The sequence below is a fragment of the Cognatiyoonia sp. genome, assembly GCF_965661665.1.
Classification (GTDB): domain Bacteria; phylum Pseudomonadota; class Alphaproteobacteria; order Rhodobacterales; family Rhodobacteraceae; genus Cognatiyoonia.
On the sequence record NZ_CBFIEO010000001.1, the window covers coordinates 126771 to 143202 of the forward strand.

The 16432-nt window shown below is 54.8% G+C and carries 18 protein-coding genes and 1 pseudogene; 15 read left to right on the forward strand and 4 right to left on the reverse strand.

Going from position 1 to position 16432, the window contains the following annotated elements; genetic code table 11:
• The first annotated feature begins 8 nt into the window (after positions 1–8).
• The 8 genes from ACTF5F_RS00630 to ACTF5F_RS00665 all read left to right on the forward strand — a co-directional run bounded on the left by ACTF5F_RS00630 (position 9) and on the right by ACTF5F_RS00665 (position 7758).
• On the forward strand, positions 9–1166 hold the full coding sequence (locus ACTF5F_RS00630; RefSeq protein ID WP_438954947.1) for a hydroxymethylglutaryl-CoA synthase: 1158 nt from the start codon (positions 9–11) through the stop codon (positions 1164–1166).
• Positions 1135–2262 carry a mevalonate kinase family protein gene (locus tag ACTF5F_RS00635; RefSeq protein ID WP_438954948.1) on the forward strand — a complete coding sequence of 376 codons (1128 nt, stop codon included), beginning with the start codon at positions 1135–1137 and terminating at the stop codon, positions 2260–2262. The genes ACTF5F_RS00630 and ACTF5F_RS00635 overlap by 32 nt, the downstream gene beginning before the upstream one ends.
• Before the next feature lie 44 nt (positions 2263–2306).
• A complete protein-coding gene (locus tag ACTF5F_RS00640) occupies positions 2307–3182 on the forward strand; it encodes a mevalonate kinase family protein (RefSeq protein ID WP_438954949.1) in 876 nt (291 codons plus the stop codon).
• A complete protein-coding gene (mvaD, locus tag ACTF5F_RS00645) occupies positions 3169–4158 on the forward strand; it encodes a diphosphomevalonate decarboxylase (RefSeq protein WP_438954950.1) in 990 nt (329 codons plus the stop codon). The genes ACTF5F_RS00640 and mvaD overlap by 14 nt, the downstream gene beginning before the upstream one ends.
• 65 nt (positions 4159–4223) lie before the next feature.
• A complete protein-coding gene (locus tag ACTF5F_RS00650; RefSeq protein ID WP_438954951.1) occupies positions 4224–4487 on the forward strand; it encodes a hypothetical protein in 264 nt (87 codons plus the stop codon).
• Between the two features lie 160 nt (positions 4488–4647).
• Positions 4648–5658: a C4-dicarboxylate ABC transporter substrate-binding protein gene (locus ACTF5F_RS00655; RefSeq protein ID WP_438954952.1), complete on the forward strand. Its 1011-nt coding sequence runs from the start codon at positions 4648–4650 to the stop codon at positions 5656–5658.
• Between the two features lie 76 nt (positions 5659–5734).
• Complete coding sequence (locus tag ACTF5F_RS00660) at positions 5735–6358, forward strand: TRAP transporter small permease subunit (RefSeq protein WP_438954953.1); 624 nt, start codon at positions 5735–5737, stop codon at positions 6356–6358.
• Positions 6358–7758: a TRAP transporter large permease gene (locus ACTF5F_RS00665; RefSeq protein WP_438954954.1), complete on the forward strand. Its 1401-nt coding sequence runs from the start codon at positions 6358–6360 to the stop codon at positions 7756–7758. Before ACTF5F_RS00660 ends, ACTF5F_RS00665 begins: the two co-directional genes overlap by 1 nt.
• On the opposite strand, the pseudogene ACTF5F_RS00670 reads toward ACTF5F_RS00665, so the two are convergent.
• Positions 7755–8918 (reverse strand): annotated as a pseudogene (locus tag ACTF5F_RS00670) (EAL domain-containing protein). The gene ACTF5F_RS00665 and the pseudogene ACTF5F_RS00670 sit on opposite strands and share 4 nt — an antisense overlap.
• On the opposite strand from ACTF5F_RS00670, the gene ACTF5F_RS00675 reads away from it, so the two are divergent.
• A complete protein-coding gene (locus tag ACTF5F_RS00675; RefSeq protein ID WP_438954955.1) occupies positions 8803–9339 on the forward strand; it encodes a hypothetical protein in 537 nt (178 codons plus the stop codon). The pseudogene ACTF5F_RS00670 and the gene ACTF5F_RS00675 sit on opposite strands and share 116 nt — an antisense overlap.
• Here ACTF5F_RS00675 and ACTF5F_RS00680 read toward each other — a convergent pair.
• Positions 9336–9881 (reverse strand): heme NO-binding domain-containing protein, encoded by a 546-nt coding sequence (locus ACTF5F_RS00680; protein WP_438954956.1) that lies wholly within the window; start codon positions 9879–9881, stop codon positions 9336–9338. The two genes, ACTF5F_RS00675 and ACTF5F_RS00680, sit on opposite strands and share 4 nt — an antisense overlap.
• A gap of 126 nt (positions 9882–10007) precedes the next feature.
• On the opposite strand from ACTF5F_RS00680, the gene ACTF5F_RS00685 reads away from it, so the two are divergent.
• The 6 genes from ACTF5F_RS00685 (at position 10008) to ACTF5F_RS00710 (ending at position 15896) form a co-directional block, all read left to right on the forward strand.
• On the forward strand, positions 10008–10832 hold the full coding sequence (locus ACTF5F_RS00685; protein WP_438954957.1) for an alpha/beta hydrolase: 825 nt from the start codon (positions 10008–10010) through the stop codon (positions 10830–10832).
• A 26-nt stretch (positions 10833–10858) separates the two neighbouring features.
• Positions 10859–12049 (forward strand): kynureninase, encoded by a 1191-nt coding sequence (kynU, locus tag ACTF5F_RS00690; RefSeq protein WP_438954958.1) that lies wholly within the window; start codon positions 10859–10861, stop codon positions 12047–12049.
• Between the two features lie 163 nt (positions 12050–12212).
• A complete protein-coding gene (locus tag ACTF5F_RS00695) occupies positions 12213–12449 on the forward strand; it encodes a spike base protein, RCAP_Rcc01079 family (protein WP_438954959.1) in 237 nt (78 codons plus the stop codon).
• A 264-nt stretch (positions 12450–12713) separates the two neighbouring features.
• Positions 12714–13061, forward strand: a complete 348-nt coding sequence (locus tag ACTF5F_RS00700; RefSeq protein WP_438954960.1) for a hypothetical protein — start codon at positions 12714–12716, stop codon at positions 13059–13061.
• Positions 13062–13161: 100 nt separating this feature from the next.
• On the forward strand, positions 13162–15270 hold the full coding sequence (locus ACTF5F_RS00705; RefSeq protein WP_438954961.1) for a YjbH domain-containing protein: 2109 nt from the start codon (positions 13162–13164) through the stop codon (positions 15268–15270).
• Complete coding sequence (locus tag ACTF5F_RS00710; RefSeq protein ID WP_438954962.1) at positions 15267–15896, forward strand: YjbF family lipoprotein; 630 nt, start codon at positions 15267–15269, stop codon at positions 15894–15896. The genes ACTF5F_RS00705 and ACTF5F_RS00710 overlap by 4 nt, the downstream gene beginning before the upstream one ends.
• On the opposite strand, the gene ACTF5F_RS00715 is transcribed toward ACTF5F_RS00710, so the two are convergent.
• Together ACTF5F_RS00715 and ACTF5F_RS00720 are read right to left on the reverse strand one after the other, a co-directional pair.
• Positions 15893–16141, reverse strand: coding sequence for a hypothetical protein (locus tag ACTF5F_RS00715; protein ID WP_438954963.1), 249 nt, complete (start codon positions 16139–16141; stop codon positions 15893–15895). The genes ACTF5F_RS00710 and ACTF5F_RS00715 overlap by 4 nt on opposite strands.
• A gap of 63 nt (positions 16142–16204) precedes the next feature.
• Positions 16205–16432, reverse strand: coding sequence for a CAP domain-containing protein (locus ACTF5F_RS00720; RefSeq protein ID WP_438954964.1), 228 nt, complete (start codon positions 16430–16432; stop codon positions 16205–16207).

The following is a 16432-nucleotide window of genomic DNA, read 5'->3' on the forward strand; positions in this document are numbered from 1 at the left end:
GCCCTGCAATGACCCAAGTCGGTATCGACAAAATCAGCTTTTACGTACCTGAGCACTATGTAGCGCTCAGTACGCTTGCTGAGGCCCAAGGCATCGACCCTGATAAATTCTCACGCGGCATCGGTCAGAACAAGATCGCGATGCCGACACATGACGAAGATGTCGTGACACTTGCGGCGGAGGCAGCCGCCAAAGTGATCGCCGACGAGGATGTCGATGCAATCGATACAATCCTTTTTGCGACAGAAACCGGCATCGACCAATCAAAGGCCGCCGGCGTATATGTGCATGAGCTACTGAAACTGTCGCGCCGGTGTCGGGTGGTGGAGCTGAAGCACGCTTGTTATTCCGGCACCGCTGCTCTGCAATTGGCCTGTGGACACGTGACGCGCAAACCAGACCGCAAGGTTTTGGTGATCGCCTCTGACATCTCCCGCTATGATCTCGACTCGCCTGCGGAGGCGACGCAGGGATGTGGCGCGGTGGCGATGTTGGTGTCTATTGATCCTAAGTTGTTGGCGATTGAGCCAGCCTCCGGCTGTCACAGCGAAGACATTATGGACTTCTGGCGTCCGAACTATCGCAAGACGCCGCTGGTGGATGGCAAATTCTCAACCATCAAATACCTTGGCGCTTTGTCCGGTGCTTGGGAAGACTATCAAGAGAACGGCGGTCGCGGGTTCAATGAACTTGCCCAGTTCTGCTATCATTTGCCGTTTACCCGTATGGGCGCAAAGGCACACCGCCAACTGTCCTCCATTAACAAAGCGCAAAACGATCCAAGCGTCATCGAGCCAGGCATGATCTATAACCGCGAGGTTGGGAACTGCTATGCTGCGTCGCTCTATGTCAGCTTGATTTCGATGCTCGAAAATGCGGACCATGATCTGACAGGGTTGCCTGTCGGACTATTCAGCTATGGCTCTGGCGCAGTGGCCGAGTTTTTCGCTGCCACAGTGCAGAACCGCTATCGCGAGCGTCTGATGAAAGTCCATCATCAGGGTCTTTTGAAAAACCGCACGGCGTTGACCTTTGATCAATATCGCGACATGTGGAATGTGCCTGACCCTCAGGACGGTGTGGCTTGTATCATGCCGAACGCTGCGCGGGGTCGCTATCGGTTGACACGAATTGATGAGCATAAACGCCATTACGAAGCCGCATGATGCGACGGGTGCGCGGGCACCCGGCAAGCTGATCCTCTCTGGTGAGCATTCGGTCGTCTATGGCGCACCGGCGGTTGTCGTTGCGATCGAGCGTTACATCGAGCTTTGGTTCACACCGCTTCACAAGACCGGCGGTTTGCAGACAGCGTTTGAGACACTGGCGCCGCGGTCGTTCTATCCTTTTGATATCTTGAAGGGCTTCAGGGACAGTCTGGATCGTCGGTTTGATGAATTCATGCGCGGCGATCTGCCTGTTCAGAAAATCCTCAAACGTCCTGATGATCTGGCGATTTACACGTTGACGTCACTTTTGCCGATGTTGCCAGCGCCAGGTGGCACAGGCGGACCGCCGCTTCCCATTCCGGGCCAATTGACGAGCCGGAGTGAGATGCCTCTGGGCGCAGGCATGGGATCATCTGCTGCTGTCGTTGCGGCGACGATCGTCCTCTATGAACACCTTCTGGGTCTACCCCAATCTGCAGAAGATCGGTTCAAGAAGGTCCGCTTTTGCGAACGGCTGCAACACGGCAAGGGAAGTGCGATTGATGCCTCTGCCGTTGTTTTTGGCGGGGCCAATCGGGTGCAAGGGGAAGATATTCGCCCAATCGGTTTGACCGATGACCATTCGCTTAAAACGTCAGATGGCTGGTATTGGGTGATCCACGGACGCCCCGAAGCCAGCACCGGCGAATGTGTGGCCCAAGTCCGGTTGCGGCATGGGCAGGACACCCAGCTTTGGCAAGCTTTCGGCGACTGTACGACCAAGTTAGAGACGGTTTTGGAGACGAATGGCGACCCGCGCGAAGTCATTCGAGAGAACCAATCGCTGCTAGAGCAAATTGGCGTTGTCCCAGTGGCATCTGCGCGCTTTGCGAAAGCGGTTCAAGTAACTGGCGGGGCCGCAAAAATCTCAGGAGCAGGGTCTGTCAAAGGGGAGCAAGGCGGTGCGATGCTTGTCTATCATCCGAATGCTGAAGCGATGACCGAGTTGATGAAAGCCTACCCCGACCGTGAATGGGACAGGCTGACCATCGCGCAGAAGGGTGCTGAGTTGATGCCGGCCAACACGCAAGAGCCCTCCATGGCGGCCCAGTGACCCCGATCCTTAGGCCTGTCACTGTCTCAGCGCCGGGATCTATCATGATTACGGGCGAGCACGCCGTTGTTTATGGTCACCCAGCGATTGTCGCAGCGATTGATCAGCACATTACCGTGCAGTTGAAACCCATGGAAGAGCCGGTCTTGACCGTCCGTTCCGATCTAGCGGGTGAGGTTTCGACCCCTATTGGCACGATAGAGCCAACTGGACCCTATCGCTTCATCAACGCGGCGGTGCTGCTTTATCGCGATCGTATCCCGGCCGGTCTTCGCATCGACATTTCGTCGGATATTAATCCGACGCTTGGCCTTGGCTCTTCCGCCGCTGTGACTATAGCGGTTCTCGCGGCTTTACATGGGAAGGCTGATGACGATCTGCACGCGAAAGCCCTAGCGATCGTGCGTGGTCTGCAAGGTCGTGGCAGCGGGGCTGATCTTGCAGCCAGCCTTTGGGGCGGTGTGCGGTTCTATCAAGTCTCTGACAAAGGGACTGCGATATCGCAACAATTGGCAGCGTTACCGCAATTCAGCCTCTTCAATGTGGGGTATAAAACGCCGACGGGCGAGGTATTGGCGAAAGTTGCTGAGGCGCAAGCAGAAGACCCAGAGCGATATGAGGCGATTTATCTAGCGATGAGCAGAGTGGCCGAATGCACCATCGCTGCTGTTGAGGCGTTGCAATGGGCAGAAGTTGGTGCGCTCTTCAGCGAATACCAAACTCTCATGGCTGATCTTGGCGTTTCAGACGCAGCGATTGAACGCGCCTTGAGGGCCGCTAATGAAACAAGCGGCGTGTTGGGTGCTAAAATCTCGGGCTCAGGATTGGGTGATTGCGTGTTGGCCTGCGGTACTGTCCCAGACGGCTTTGTTCCAGTAAAACTTGCGCAAGAAGGTGTGGTATTTTATGGCGACGGCTGAAGATATTTTTGCGCGCGTTTTGCCAGCGGATCGCATGGTCGTCGCGCCTGGGGAGGCCTATGCGCCCGCCAACATCGCTTTGTCGAAATATTGGGGCAAGCGTGATCAAGCGTTGAACCTGCCACTGAACGCCTCGCTTTCGATCTCGCTTGGGAAACTAGGGACAACGACCATTGTTGAACCGGCGGAGGCAGACACGCTTGTTTTCAATGGAAACGACCTACCGAGCACTGACCCATTTGCGATGAAGGTTTGGAAGTTTGTTGACCTCTTTCGTGGAAATAGTTGTTCAAGCCTGTCCATAGAAACGACAAACACGATCCCAACGGCAGCAGGGCTCGCCTCCTCTGCGAGCGGCTTCGCAGCGTTGGTGGTGGCACTAGATGCCGCGTTTCAGACTAACCTCTCGAAGGCCGACCTCAGCATGTTGGCGCGGTTCGGCAGTGGCAGTGCGACGCGTTCGCTTTGGCATGGGTTCGTACGTTGGAACAAGGGGGTGGCGGTAGACGGGACAGACAGTTTTGGCGAACCGCTAGACATCGACTTCCCTGATCTGCGTATTGCGATTGTGCCTGTGGATACGGGGCCAAAGGCGCACACGTCCCGCGATGGGATGAACCATACCGTCGCAACCAGTCCCCTGATTGACGCATGGCCTGCGCGGGCCGACGCAGACTGCGCTGCGTTGGAAACATCGTTGCGAAATGGTGATTTCGAAACGGCAGGCCAGATCGCGGAGGCCAATGCGCTCGCCATGCACGCAACAATGATGGCCGCGCGCCCAGCGCTCACATACCTCAAACCCAAGTCTTGGGAGGTGCTGGAGACGCTTTGGAACGCGCGCGTGGACGGCCTCTCTGTTTATGCAACCATGGATGCGGGGGCGAATGTGAAGCTGATTTATCAAGCGGCGTCTCAGTCCGATATCTTGTCGGCCTTCCCGTCCGCCACACCGATCAATCCGCTCGATCTCTAGCTGGGATCAAATCTGATTGCGCTATCTGACTTGCACGCCATTCGGCTTTGCGACAGGTTCACTGGATGCGCATTCTTGCCTCACCCCTTCTTGCGGGTCTCGTCGTTCTGGGAGCGTTTTGGGCGTGCTATGGCTACTTTCGCGTGGACGAAGTGGATCGCGCGTCAGCGCGGCTTTTGCTCTATCGCAGCACAGTGGTGGCGGAGTGGGAGCGTTTCTCCCATCTGACATATGTCCTTGCCAACGACCCATTCGTCATTGCGACAGCGGGGGCGACGACACAGCTGACCTCAACGAACGGTTCAAAAGCTTTGCAGACCGCACGCTGAACGAAAAGATCGTGAAACTGGGCCTCGACAAAGACGCGTTGCTCTAGCCCCCGGAATTCCGCAATTCGATACCAAACATACGCGCGATTTCCGTCATTGCCCGAAACCGGGGAATCGCCGACACTTCTCCCACAAATTTTTAAGATCAAGAGGAGTTCTCATGAAAAAACTACTGAGCCAAACGGCTGTCGTCGCCATCACAATGGCCTTTGCGGGCGAAGCGCTTGCAACTGAATGGAATGTGTCCCTGTGGGGCAAACGCCGTGCGTTCACGGAGCATGTGGAGAAGTTGGCCGAACTGGTCAGCGAGAAGACAGGTGGTGAGTTCACGCTCAACATCTCCTACGGTGGCCTGTCGAAGAACCGCGAAAACCTCGACGGTATCTCCATCGGTGCGTTTGAAATGGCGCAGTTCTGTGCCGGTTATCACCGTGACAAGAACCCATCCATCACCGTTTTGGAACTTCCCTTCCTTGGCGTGACGTCGCTTGAGCAGGAAGTTGAATTGTCGATGGCCGTCTACAATCACCCTGCGACAGTGGACGATCTGGCACGCTGGAACGCCACACTTCTGATGCCGTCCCCGCTGCCCCAGTACAACATCGTTGGCGCAGGTGATGCACCAAGCACGCTGGCTGACTTCGAAGGTATGACTGTGCGTGCGACAGGCGGCATCGGCAAAGCGATGGAAGCCATTGGCGCGGTCCCAACCTCTACGACAGCATCCGAAGTGCGTCAGGCGATGGACGGTGGCATTGTGGAAGCGGTCAGTTTTGCGCCACACGCGCACATGTCCTTCGGCACGATTGAGAATGCGACATGGTGGACGACCAACCTGAACCCTGGCACGGTGAACTGTCCTGTTGTTGCAAACACTGATGCGCTGGCAGCTTTGTCATACGATCATCGTGACGCGCTGCTGAGCTCTATGGATGAGGCTTTGGATCACTACATCGCCAACTACAACGGTGCGACAATGGACGCTTGGGGTCCCGCCCTTGATGAGCGCGGCATTGCGCGTGTGAGATTCAGCGATGATGAAATTGCAGCCTTCAAAGCGGCTGCGGCTGCACCGGCCGCTGCTGCTTGGATCGAAGAGAACACCGCGCGCGGCCTGCCTGCGCAAGAGCTTTACGATATGGTCACAGGGATGATCGCTGGCGGAAGCTAATCTGTAGCAAGCTAAGAATAGACCTGCGCTGCAATCGTGGCGCAGGTCATTTTGACGACTTATCCGGGGATGGGGCATGGCGACGGCATCACTCGTGCTGTCTGACGACAGCACATTAAGCAAATTGGATCATGGGCTGCTCAAGCTGGAAAAATTTCTGGCCCTTCTGAGCGGGATCGCCGTGTTCTCTTTGATGATCCTCGCGGTCGTATCGGTCGGAGGGCGGAACCTCTTTGCCAGCCCCTTGCCCGGCTATGTGGATTGGATCGAGCAGGCTATGCCGCTCATTGCTTTCATGGGTGTGTCTTATGTTCAGCGCGAGGGCGGGCACATCCGAATGGACATCCTCGTTGGACAACTGCGAGGCCGCGCACTCTATCTTGTTGAATTGATCACCACGCTTGTGATCCTCCTGCTGATGGCGCTTCTTGTCTGGGGCACATGGTCACATTTCGGGCGCAGCTTTGATTTCAATGCACCCATGTGGAGCCGTGATAGCTCCATGGACATCGCTTTGCCGATTTGGCCTGCTAAGCTTTTGGCACCGGTCGCGTTCTTTGTCATCTGCCTGCGGCTTGCGCTGCAGGTCTGGGCCTACATTCGCGTCATTGTCACGGGCAACCCGATCGCAGTTCCACTCCCGCTGGATGCGGCCAAGCAGGCTTTGCTCGAAGCGGATCAGTTGAAAGGGGACGACTGATGGAACCGATTGAGATTGGTCTCTGGGTCACGGGTGGCCTGCTTGTTCTTGTCGTTCTTGGTATGCGGGTCGCCTTTGCTGCGGCAGCGGCTGGACTGATCGGACTGATTTGGATCTTCTGGTCGAAGAAGGGCTATACGGGTGATGAGTTTGGCTGGGCGCTGGGCGTCGCGGTCAAAACTGCCGGTCAGGTGCCGCACTCTAAGGTATCATCGCAGGCTTTGTCCCTCATCCCGACGTTCATCCTTATCGGATACCTCGCTTACTATGCCGGTTTGACTAAAGCGCTGTTTGAAGCGGCCAAACGCTGGATTGCTTGGGTGCCTGGCGGTTTGGCCGTGTCGACCGTGTTCGCCACGGCGGGATTTGCGGCTGTGTCGGGTGCGTCCGTAGCGACATCTGCGGTTTTTGCCCGCATCGCGATCCCTGAAATGTTGAAGATAGGCTATAACAAGCAATTTGCGGCTGGGGTCGTGGCCGCAGGTGGCACTCTCGCCTCCCTCATTCCGCCGTCAGCGATTCTTGTCATCTATGCGATCATTGTGGAACAGGACGTCGGAAAACTGCTTTTGGCTGGGTTCATTCCTGGTGCATTCTCAGCAGTTATCTATGGCTTGCTGATTGTTGGTCTCGCACTATCCGTGAAGAACTTCGGCCCACCTGTCACTGGTTTCACGTGGAAGGAACGTTTCGAAGCCCTCCCTCCCGCGCTGCCAATCGTCTTCGTTGTCGTGGTCATCATTTGCTTTGTCTACAACCCGTTCGGGGAAAAGGCATGGGGCACACCGACCGAAGGTGGAGCAATTGGCGCGTTTGTCGTGTTCCTCATGGCGCTTTACCGAGGGATGCGTTGGCCACAGCTGAAGGACGCTTTGTTGGAGACGGCAAAGCTTTCAGTCATGATCTTTTCGATCATCTGGGGTGTCTTGATCTACGTGCGTTTTCTGGGTTTTGCGGATTTGCCAGGCGCCTTCTCGGACTGGATCACGAGCCTTGAAATGGCACCGATGCTGATCCTGATTTGCATTCTTCTGGCGTATGCCGTGCTCGGCATGTTCATGGATGCGATTGGGATGTTGTTGCTCACCCTTCCTGTCGTTTACCCCGCTGTCATGGCGCTCAATGGGGGGGAGTTTGTGTCCGCTGCCGACAGCACATTCGGAATGTCAGGGCCGATGTGTGCGATCTGGTTCGGTATTTTGGTGGTAAAAATGGCGGAGTTCTGTTTGATCACCCCGCCGATTGGTCTGAATTGTTTTGTGGTTGCTGGTGTGCGGGATGATTTGACGGTTCAAGATGTGTTCAAAGGCGTCACGCCTTTCTTCATCGCAGACGCAATCACCATCGGGCTCTTGGTCGCTTTCCCAGCCATTGTCCTCTGGTTGCCAAGTTTGGTCTAGCTTGCTGCTTCCAATAGGAGGGCGCTGGAGTTCTGTCTGGCAAATTCGATTATCTGATCGGGTGGGATGGGTCGACTGATGCCATACCCTTGAATTTGGTCACAGCCGATTTTCTTACACATTTCGGCGTGGCTGGATTGCTCGACCCCTTCCGCAACCACTTTGCTATGCTGCGCTTTCCCGATACGCACAACAGCTTCCAAAATCTCGATCAGGCGTTCATCGTCAAGCGCCGCAGTGGCCAGGAAGCGATCAATCTTAAGAGCGTCTGGATGAACCGCCAGCAACCCGTTGATCGATGCATGACCTGATCCAAAATCGTCAATCTCTATGTTGATGCCGCGCGACTGAATTTCGTTCAGTCGGGCAATTGTTTCTTGATCAGCCGAGTCAAAGAACACTGACCCGAGTAGTTCAAATGAGATGCGATCCTTTGGTATATTCATGCCATCCAAACGCGTAAGCAGATCTGTTTAAAGCAGGCGACGACCAGAGACGTAGACAGAAATACGGCCAACTTCGATGCGTGCATCGTCCCAAGTTTCGAGATCATTCAAGGCTTGTGTCAGGATCGCTTCGTCAATTTCAGCAAGCCGACCGATATCTTGGGCGACTGACAGGAAAATCCCGGGATCAAGTACGCCCCGTTCAGGGTGATGCCACCTTGCAAGTGCTTCAACACATGAAAACTGCCCAGTCTCGGAGCAGATTCTGGGTTGATACACGGGTTTGATGTGCCTGTGCTCAAGCGCTCCGATCAAATCATCTGACAACTGTTTTTGACTTCTGCTGACCTCTAGCATTTCCTCGGAGAAGAGGACCGCGCACTTCCGCCCAGCTTCTTTGGCGCGGTAGAGCGCGAGGTCGGCTTCGATCATCATCTCTTCATGATTGTTATGGTTTGGATGGTTCCCGGCGATCCCAACGCTCGTTCCAAACCTAGGCAGATTGCCTTCATATTTGATGGGTTCGGGAAGGCGTCTGACGATCCGATCCGCAACTTTTAACGCATGGTTTGGATCATCTTTTGGCCGAAGCAGGACGATGAATTCATCGCCCCCGATACGGGCAACGACTGATTTTGTGGGGAATGCTCTTGCGCAATCGCTTCGCCACGATCTTGAGGAGCGTGTCGACTGCCGCGTGGCCGAGCGTGTAATTTATCTGTTTGAACCGATCGAAGTTGATATAAAGGATTGCCGCACCTTTCCAATTGGCCACGTCGGCATCAAGGTATTCGTTCACGAGCCAACGATTGGGGAGACCAGTGAGCGCGTCATGACGCGCAATAAACTCGGCATATCGCTGCTGCTCTTCCACGCGCGCGATGCTTTTTCTCAACGCCTCCGTTCGCTGCCGCACGATGATTTCAAGGCTATCGTTCAGCTCTTTCAAGTCGGCGTTCAGTTCAAAAAGCTCTTTGCTTTTCTTTTAGAGAAGTTCCTTAGCCTTCAGTCTGGCCGCCTTCTCGCGCGCAGTTTTCCGTTTGGCGCGCTCCAAATCAGGGTTTGTACGAAGGATTTGCCTTTCGTCCTGTCGGACTTGAGTTGGTCCGAAGAAATTCTCCATCTTGGTCATTAAGCAGCCTGTTGGAAGAGGCGTCGAACGATGATATCCAAACCGTTCTCTTTCGGTCGGTTGTCAATTTCGAACGCTTCCTGAAAATGGTCGCCGCACCCTTCGATCATTCCAACGCAGAGATCCCCAAATGGGCGGCAAGAACTATAAACAACAGCAAGTTCAGCACTTGATCGGACTGTCACATCCAAGGTTGGCAGCTCTGCATCTGGGTAGAGTTTGAGTACTTCCACATGGATTTTCGTTTCGACAGTTTGGAGAAAGTCGAAGGCATTCGCCGAACCCGACAGAAACTGCGGGTAGGTTTTTTGAAGAAGACCAAACAAATGTCGACCGAAGACATGGATTAGGTCAGGAACGGGGGTCGATGTGATCTCTGACAATGCGACGACAAGATCGACCATTTCCTTCCAGTCGTATTTACCATCAGCGGTGTAAGCGGCCCCTGAGGCAGGATTGGCCTTCTCAATCATGTCATCGATGACATCTTCGCCTGCTTGATCCTCGACAAAGTCGATGAATTCCCGAAATACTATTCCCTTCAAAACAGAATCTCTCTACTTCGCGTTTGGTCTTTGCTAGGTCGACACTGCTTTCGTATAGTTTAAGCTTTCAATTTGACGTAAATCTTCTTGCGTTTGATTTGAGGGAACCGGGAGGCACACGCGCCCATGTCAGGACAGTCCAAGACACAGCTCATAGACTGGGATGATGCCTTCGATAATTCGGGATATGTGCAAGAGGCAGAGGCATTGCTGGCGCGCTGGGTTACAGATGCTGCCGAGTTCCGCGAAAGGCTTCTTGCGTCTGGGCAAGCGGACTTGGATCAGGTTTATGGGCCACACCCAAGGCAAGCTTATGATTTCTTCCGCCCGAAGGCCGATTCAAAAGGAACCGTGGTTTTTATGCATGGTGGATACTGGCATATGCGTGGAAAGTCGGATTGGTCTCATCTGTTCGAAGGCTTTCTTCGAAAGGATTGGTCAGTCGCCGTCCTTGGGTATCCGTTGGCGCCCGATGTCTCGATCAGTGAAATCACTAAGTCGGTCGCTGCAGGCGTGTCAGAGGTTGCGAAAGGTGACGAGACCCCAATTCGACTGGTTGGTCATTCTGCCGGTGGGCATCTCGTGACGCGGATGTTGGGTGTGGGCGTGCTTGATCCGAATTTGATCGATCGGATCAAGCGAGTTGTTGCCGTGAGCGGGGTCTTTGACCTCCGGCCACTGCTTAGCACTAAGATGAATGAACAATTGAACCTCACAGTGCATGAAGCGGATGCGGAAAGCCCGCTTCTCCACTCAATTTGCGATGTGCCAGTAACCTTCTGGGTCGGGACGGAGGAACGTCCTGAATTTCTGCGCCAGAACCGCCTTTCGGCAGAGAAATTCGTGGGCCCAAAAACAACCTCGGTCTATGCAGAAGGTAGAAACCACTTCACGGTGCTTCAGGACTTTATCGAATCACCCAATCTGTTGGTTCAGGAAGTCCTGCGCTGAAGTAGTACACCGACGAAGGATACATGATGTCGAATACCGTTTGCCGCAAAGATCGTTTCTACATCCCCGAAGGCATGATCTATTTGGATGGCAATTCGTTAGGCCCGCTTCCAAAATCTGTGCCGGCCGCGATGGAAAAGGCTTTGTCGGCGGAGTGGGGCGCGCAGCTTATAAAAGGCTGGAACAGTTGCGGCTGGATGGCTCAACCGCGCGATGTGGGGGATCGCATTGCGGCTTTGATCGGCGCTCCAGCGGGCAACGTCGTGATGGGGGATACCCTGTCTATCAAAGTGTTTCAGGCCCTCGCCGCCGCGGTCGATATGCGGCCAGATCGGAACATAATCCTGTCAGACACTGGCAACTTCCCTTCGGATCTCTATATGGCGCAGGGTCTTGCGCGTCTGAAGTCGGAATTGAGGCTAGAGATCGTTGATCCCGCAGATGTCATGTCCGCCATCGACGAAGATGTCGTGGTCGTTATGCTGACGGAGGTCGACTACCGAACCGGCCGGCGGCACGACATGAAGTCGATTACCAAAGCAGCGCATGACGCCGGTGCCGTCATGATTTGGGACCTTGCTCACAGTGCGGGGGCGGTCGATTTGGCTGTTGCAGAGACAAACTGCGAATTTGCTGTTGGGTGTACCTATAAATACCTCAACGGTGGACCCGGCGCACCGGCGTTTATCTATGTCAGGCCCGATCTCATCGGAGACGTACAGCCTGCGCTTGCAGGTTGGCTTGGACACGATGCGCCATTTGATTTCGACCTCGATTATCGGCCTGGACAAGGCATCGACCGCATGCGCGTCGGCACGCCGCCTGTCTTGCAAATGACCGCTTTGAGCGCGGCTTTGGACATTTGGGACAATGTCTCTTTGGACGAGCTCCGGGCCTCCTCCCTGCATCTGACCAATCTTTTCATCAAGGAGGTGGAACGGCGCTGCCCCACGTTGCGGTTGATCAGTCCGAGGGAAGATGCCGAACGCGGTAGCCAGGTCAGCTTTGGGTTTGAGAATGGTTACGCGGCGATGCAGGCGTTGATCGCGCGCGGGGTCATTGGTGATTTCCGTGCCCCTGATGTGATGCGATTTGGATTTACGCCGCTCTTCATTGACGATGACGATGTTATTCAGGCTGCCCAGATCATTGAGGATGTCATCACAAACGATCTTTGGGACAGGCCGGAGTTTCACGCTCGGAAAGTCGTAACTTAGCGACCTGCCAATGATCCGTCGACTGGCCGCACGGATAAGATTCTGTTAACACCGACATCCGCATCAAGAAAACAAGCGTTCGGCTCCGGCCAACGGGCCGGTAAGCACTTGGAAAGACCGATTGGTGATGTTCAAGGGGAATATATTTCTCAAGGAACGCACCATGTCAGACACTTTCGAAAGCTATACTTACAGCCTTCGGGACCCTGTCGTTTCGGCGACAGAGATCACGCCAAATGATGCGACGGACCTCACCCAAACCAGTCGTGCGCTTTTTGTTGGTGGGGCGGGCGATCTGAGGGTCACACTTTTGGATGGGTCAGACGTGACATTTCGGAACTTGCACCACGTTACACCCGCCGACGTCTACTTCGGTCGGGACAAAGCTATTCTGAGGTAACGAGAAAGGATCAAACAGAAGACCTTCGAAACGCGACGCCTGCATCACAGAAAACGCGCCTCATAATCACACTTACCAGATGAGCAGAACCCTATCTTAGTTTACGCCACTCTTGGTTCCAATAATTCTGACGACGGACAGGCAGCTCACACGCAGCCCATCGCCTACCCAACCCTAACCCAAATTCCCACCACGGGTCAGGCGACATACTTCGGATATTTCTACGGCGCTCTGGCGAATACGTCAGATGGGATCACGGATAGCTTGACCGCTGATCTCGAACTCCAGATTGGGATCAGACCCAGCGGTGTTTCGGTTGCTGGCTCTGTAGAGAATTTCTTTGATGCAAGCGATACGCTGATTTCGGGCTCCCTCACACTCAGCGCTGACGCTTCGGATCGTTCTGGAAATCCGAACGATGACGTGACTTTTCAAGTGTCTGCTGAAGGCCAGTTGACCGAAGCGGACGGCGATCAGCTCGATTTAGGGTTGCTATTGGAAGGTGATTTCTTGGGGGCACAGCATGAAGCTTTGGGCGGCGCCGTCTTTGGCCGCGTCGAGCACAATGGACCAGCGCAGGACTTTGACGGCGGCTTTATCACACAGCGATGAAACGCCTTACTCTCATCGATCCGGATTTTTCGCTTTCGAATGACTCACCCTTCGTTGTAAAAACAAAGGAACAGACTTCGGTTTTTAAAGAAGGTGGGCGGTGAAAATCATTTTGAAACCAGGCCTTTCGGCTCTTGCGCTCTGCGCTGCGTTGGCGCCGGCCCATGCCCAAGAAACGACCTACACCATGTATGGGACGCCCGGCCTTGTGGAAATGCCGACCGCGCGCAGTGCGCGTGACGGGGAAATTATCGCCAGCTACAGCCACTGGAACTTGCAACAAAAGACCAGTTTCACGTTTCAACTGACGCCAAGGCTTTCTGGAACCTTCCGCTATTCCGGCATCGATGAGAGATCTGGTCCCGGCACTGATGGCACCTTCGACCGGAGCTTTGATCTGCGGTATCGCCTTCTGGATGAGACAGACACATTGCCCGCCGTCGCAATTGGCATTCAGGACTTCATGGGTACGGGTCTTCTGTCGTCGGAGTATGTCGTTGCGACAAAGGCCGTCACCAAAAGCATCGATGTTACTGCGGGACTTGGCTGGGGTCGGTTTGCATCGCGCGGCGGTTTCACAAATCCGCTTGGCGCGCTGGATGCATTGTTTGAGACACGGCCAAGCTTGGACTTTGGCGAGGGTGGTAAACCCTCTACAGATCAGTACTTTCGTGGCGATGCCGCTGTCTTTGGCGGCATCGACTATCGATACTCTGAAAAATTCAGCTTCCAGCTAGAGTATTCGTCCGACGGGTACGAGCTTGAAAGCGATCGTGGTACCATCGATGTAAAATCCCCTTTCAACGTTGGGATGATTTATCGTCCCTACCCAAATCTTGCGTTTAACCTTGCCTTTCTCCAAGGATCAGAAATCGCTGGTGCGGTGACCGTCGCCCTCAACCCAAACACGCGACTGGTGCCTTCCACAGATGTACGCGCCCCGCGGCCGCTGGCCGCGATTGGGTCCAACCCAGATGCCGCGCTCAGCTGGCAATCGGCAGTCACGGATCAATCAGACATCGCGAAGGAATTCCGCCGCACAGGATTGCGATTGATAGCTTATGATGTTTCCGGATCTGAGGCGCGGATAAGCTTCTCCAACGCGCGCTATCGCTCGGACGCACAGGCGATGGGCCGCGCTGTTCGCATCTTGACGCACCACCTTCCCGATGAGGTGACCACAATCGTCGCGCAGCCAACGAGAAATGGCATTCCCCTGTCATCGGCCCGCTTTGCCCGCGCTGATTTGGAAGCGCAGGAAATTCGCGCGGATGGTGCCAACACGTTGCGCGCAAGATCGACAATTTTGGATGCTGCTGGTCAGGCACCATCGAACACGGTGGCGACAGATGACCCGCGTTTCATGTGGGGCGTATTGCCCTACCTGCAACTACTTGTCTTCAACGGCAACGAACCGGTGCAGGCGGATGTGGGCGTTTCGCTTACGACGAGCTACAAGATCCAGCCAAACCTGGTTATCGACGGGACATTCCGACAGTCGATTTTGGGGCCGCGAGAGCTTGCCGATGTGCGGGTTGGTCAATCATCGGCCGACTATCCACCGGTGAGAACCTCAGGCAGGTATTATGGCATTGATGGTCGTCCAACCATCAACAAACTCACGCTGACCCACTACGGTCGTCCGGGCGAAAACCTCTACAGCCGCGTGAGTGCGGGCTACCTCGAACGGATGTTCGGCGGTATCTCCGGTGAAGTGCTTTGGAAACCTGTCGACAGCCGCTTGGCCTTGGGCGCGGAGCTGAACTATGTCGCGCAGCGGGAAGAGGATATGCTCTTTAGTTTCCAAGACTATGACACTCTTACTGGTCATCTTTCGGCCTACTATGATTTCGAAAACGGGTTCTTGGGTCAGGTCGATGTTGGCCGGTATCTGGCAGGTGATTGGGGCGCGACGGTCTCCCTTGATCGTGAGTTTGAGAATGGATGGAAAGTGGGAGCTTATTTCACGCTGACCGATATGCCGTTCGAAGATTTTGGTGAAGGGTCGTTTGACAAGGGCATCCGTCTGACTGTGCCAGTCGATTACTTCCTTGGGTCGCCAAGTCGCCGTGAGATTTCAACAAATCTGAATTCCCTGTCGCGCGATGGCGGTGCCCGCGTGAACGTGGATGGGCGGCTCTATGGGTTTGTCCGTGATGGTCACACCGCTGGCAAAATGGGCGACACCTGGGGTCGGTTCTGGCAATGATGCGCTCTGTCCTGCTTTTTGGGTTTTTGGCAAGCTGCGGCCCGCTGAACCAAGGTTCCCCTCCCAAAGCGATTGCGGGTCAGGTGTTTTCCCAAATTCGGGGAGAAGCTCCAGCTGAACAGCCGCTCATCACGGAAGAGCTGGCTCAAGCAGACGAGTTTCTTTTCGTCACCATTCGCCTTCTTGGCGCCGTCATCCCGATGTCGCCTGCGGCGCAGACTGGCGATGTGCAAACTTGGATTGCGCCAACTGGGGCAACTGTGGCGCTTGAAAACGAAATTTTGGTTGCTACGCGGGGCTTGGGCTTCGATGTCTCGGGCATTGATCCGATTGGAACCCGTGCCGCCATCGTTGCTGGTGGTGGATCCTCCAGCCGGACACATGGTTTCCTGACGCCCACCGACCAAATCGATACATTGCGCATGGATTGCACTGTGACACAGGTTGGCAGTGAGGATGTCGATATGCCCCGCGGCACCGTCTCCCTTACCAAGTTCGAAGAAGAGTGCAGCGGCCCAAGATTGATCTTTCAAAACGAATACTGGACCGATGACGACGGTGATATTGTTCGCTCTTTGCAAATGTTATCTCCAGAGCTTGGCTTCCTCCTGCTCGAACGCGCTTAGATCAATTCCCTGAACGCAGACAACCCATCGATGGAGCGAACCATCACAGAGGCACGTTCATCTGAGGCCATGGCAACAGTATAGCCGCCTGCGGAGGCTATAGTGCCCACGTTGCTAAGCATCTCAAATGAAATGCCTGCGCTCCCTTCGTCAATGTCATAGAAGCCATCGCCATCAGCGTCGGTATAAGCTACGCCTGTCAGAAAAACCTGCGCTCTGGACTTCGCGAAATTGAGGCTCAGCATCGATGTATTGAACTTTGTGCCGTCTTGCGTGAAATGACCTTGAACTTGCGCGATCCCGACCTCTCAGATGTTGTCTGCAAAGGTGTTCACACGGTGCTCAGAGCTGCGATAGAGCCCTTCATGATGCGTGTCGATCGCCGTTTGCATATTGAGTGCGACCGTTGTGCCAGTCCAGGCGAGATTCTCCCGCCAAGACCAATCACCCGTAAACACATAACCTTTATCGACCATGCGGTCGCCTGGCCGCGACCCGCCTTCGCCCGTATGGCTGCACACATCGTTCGCTAGCAT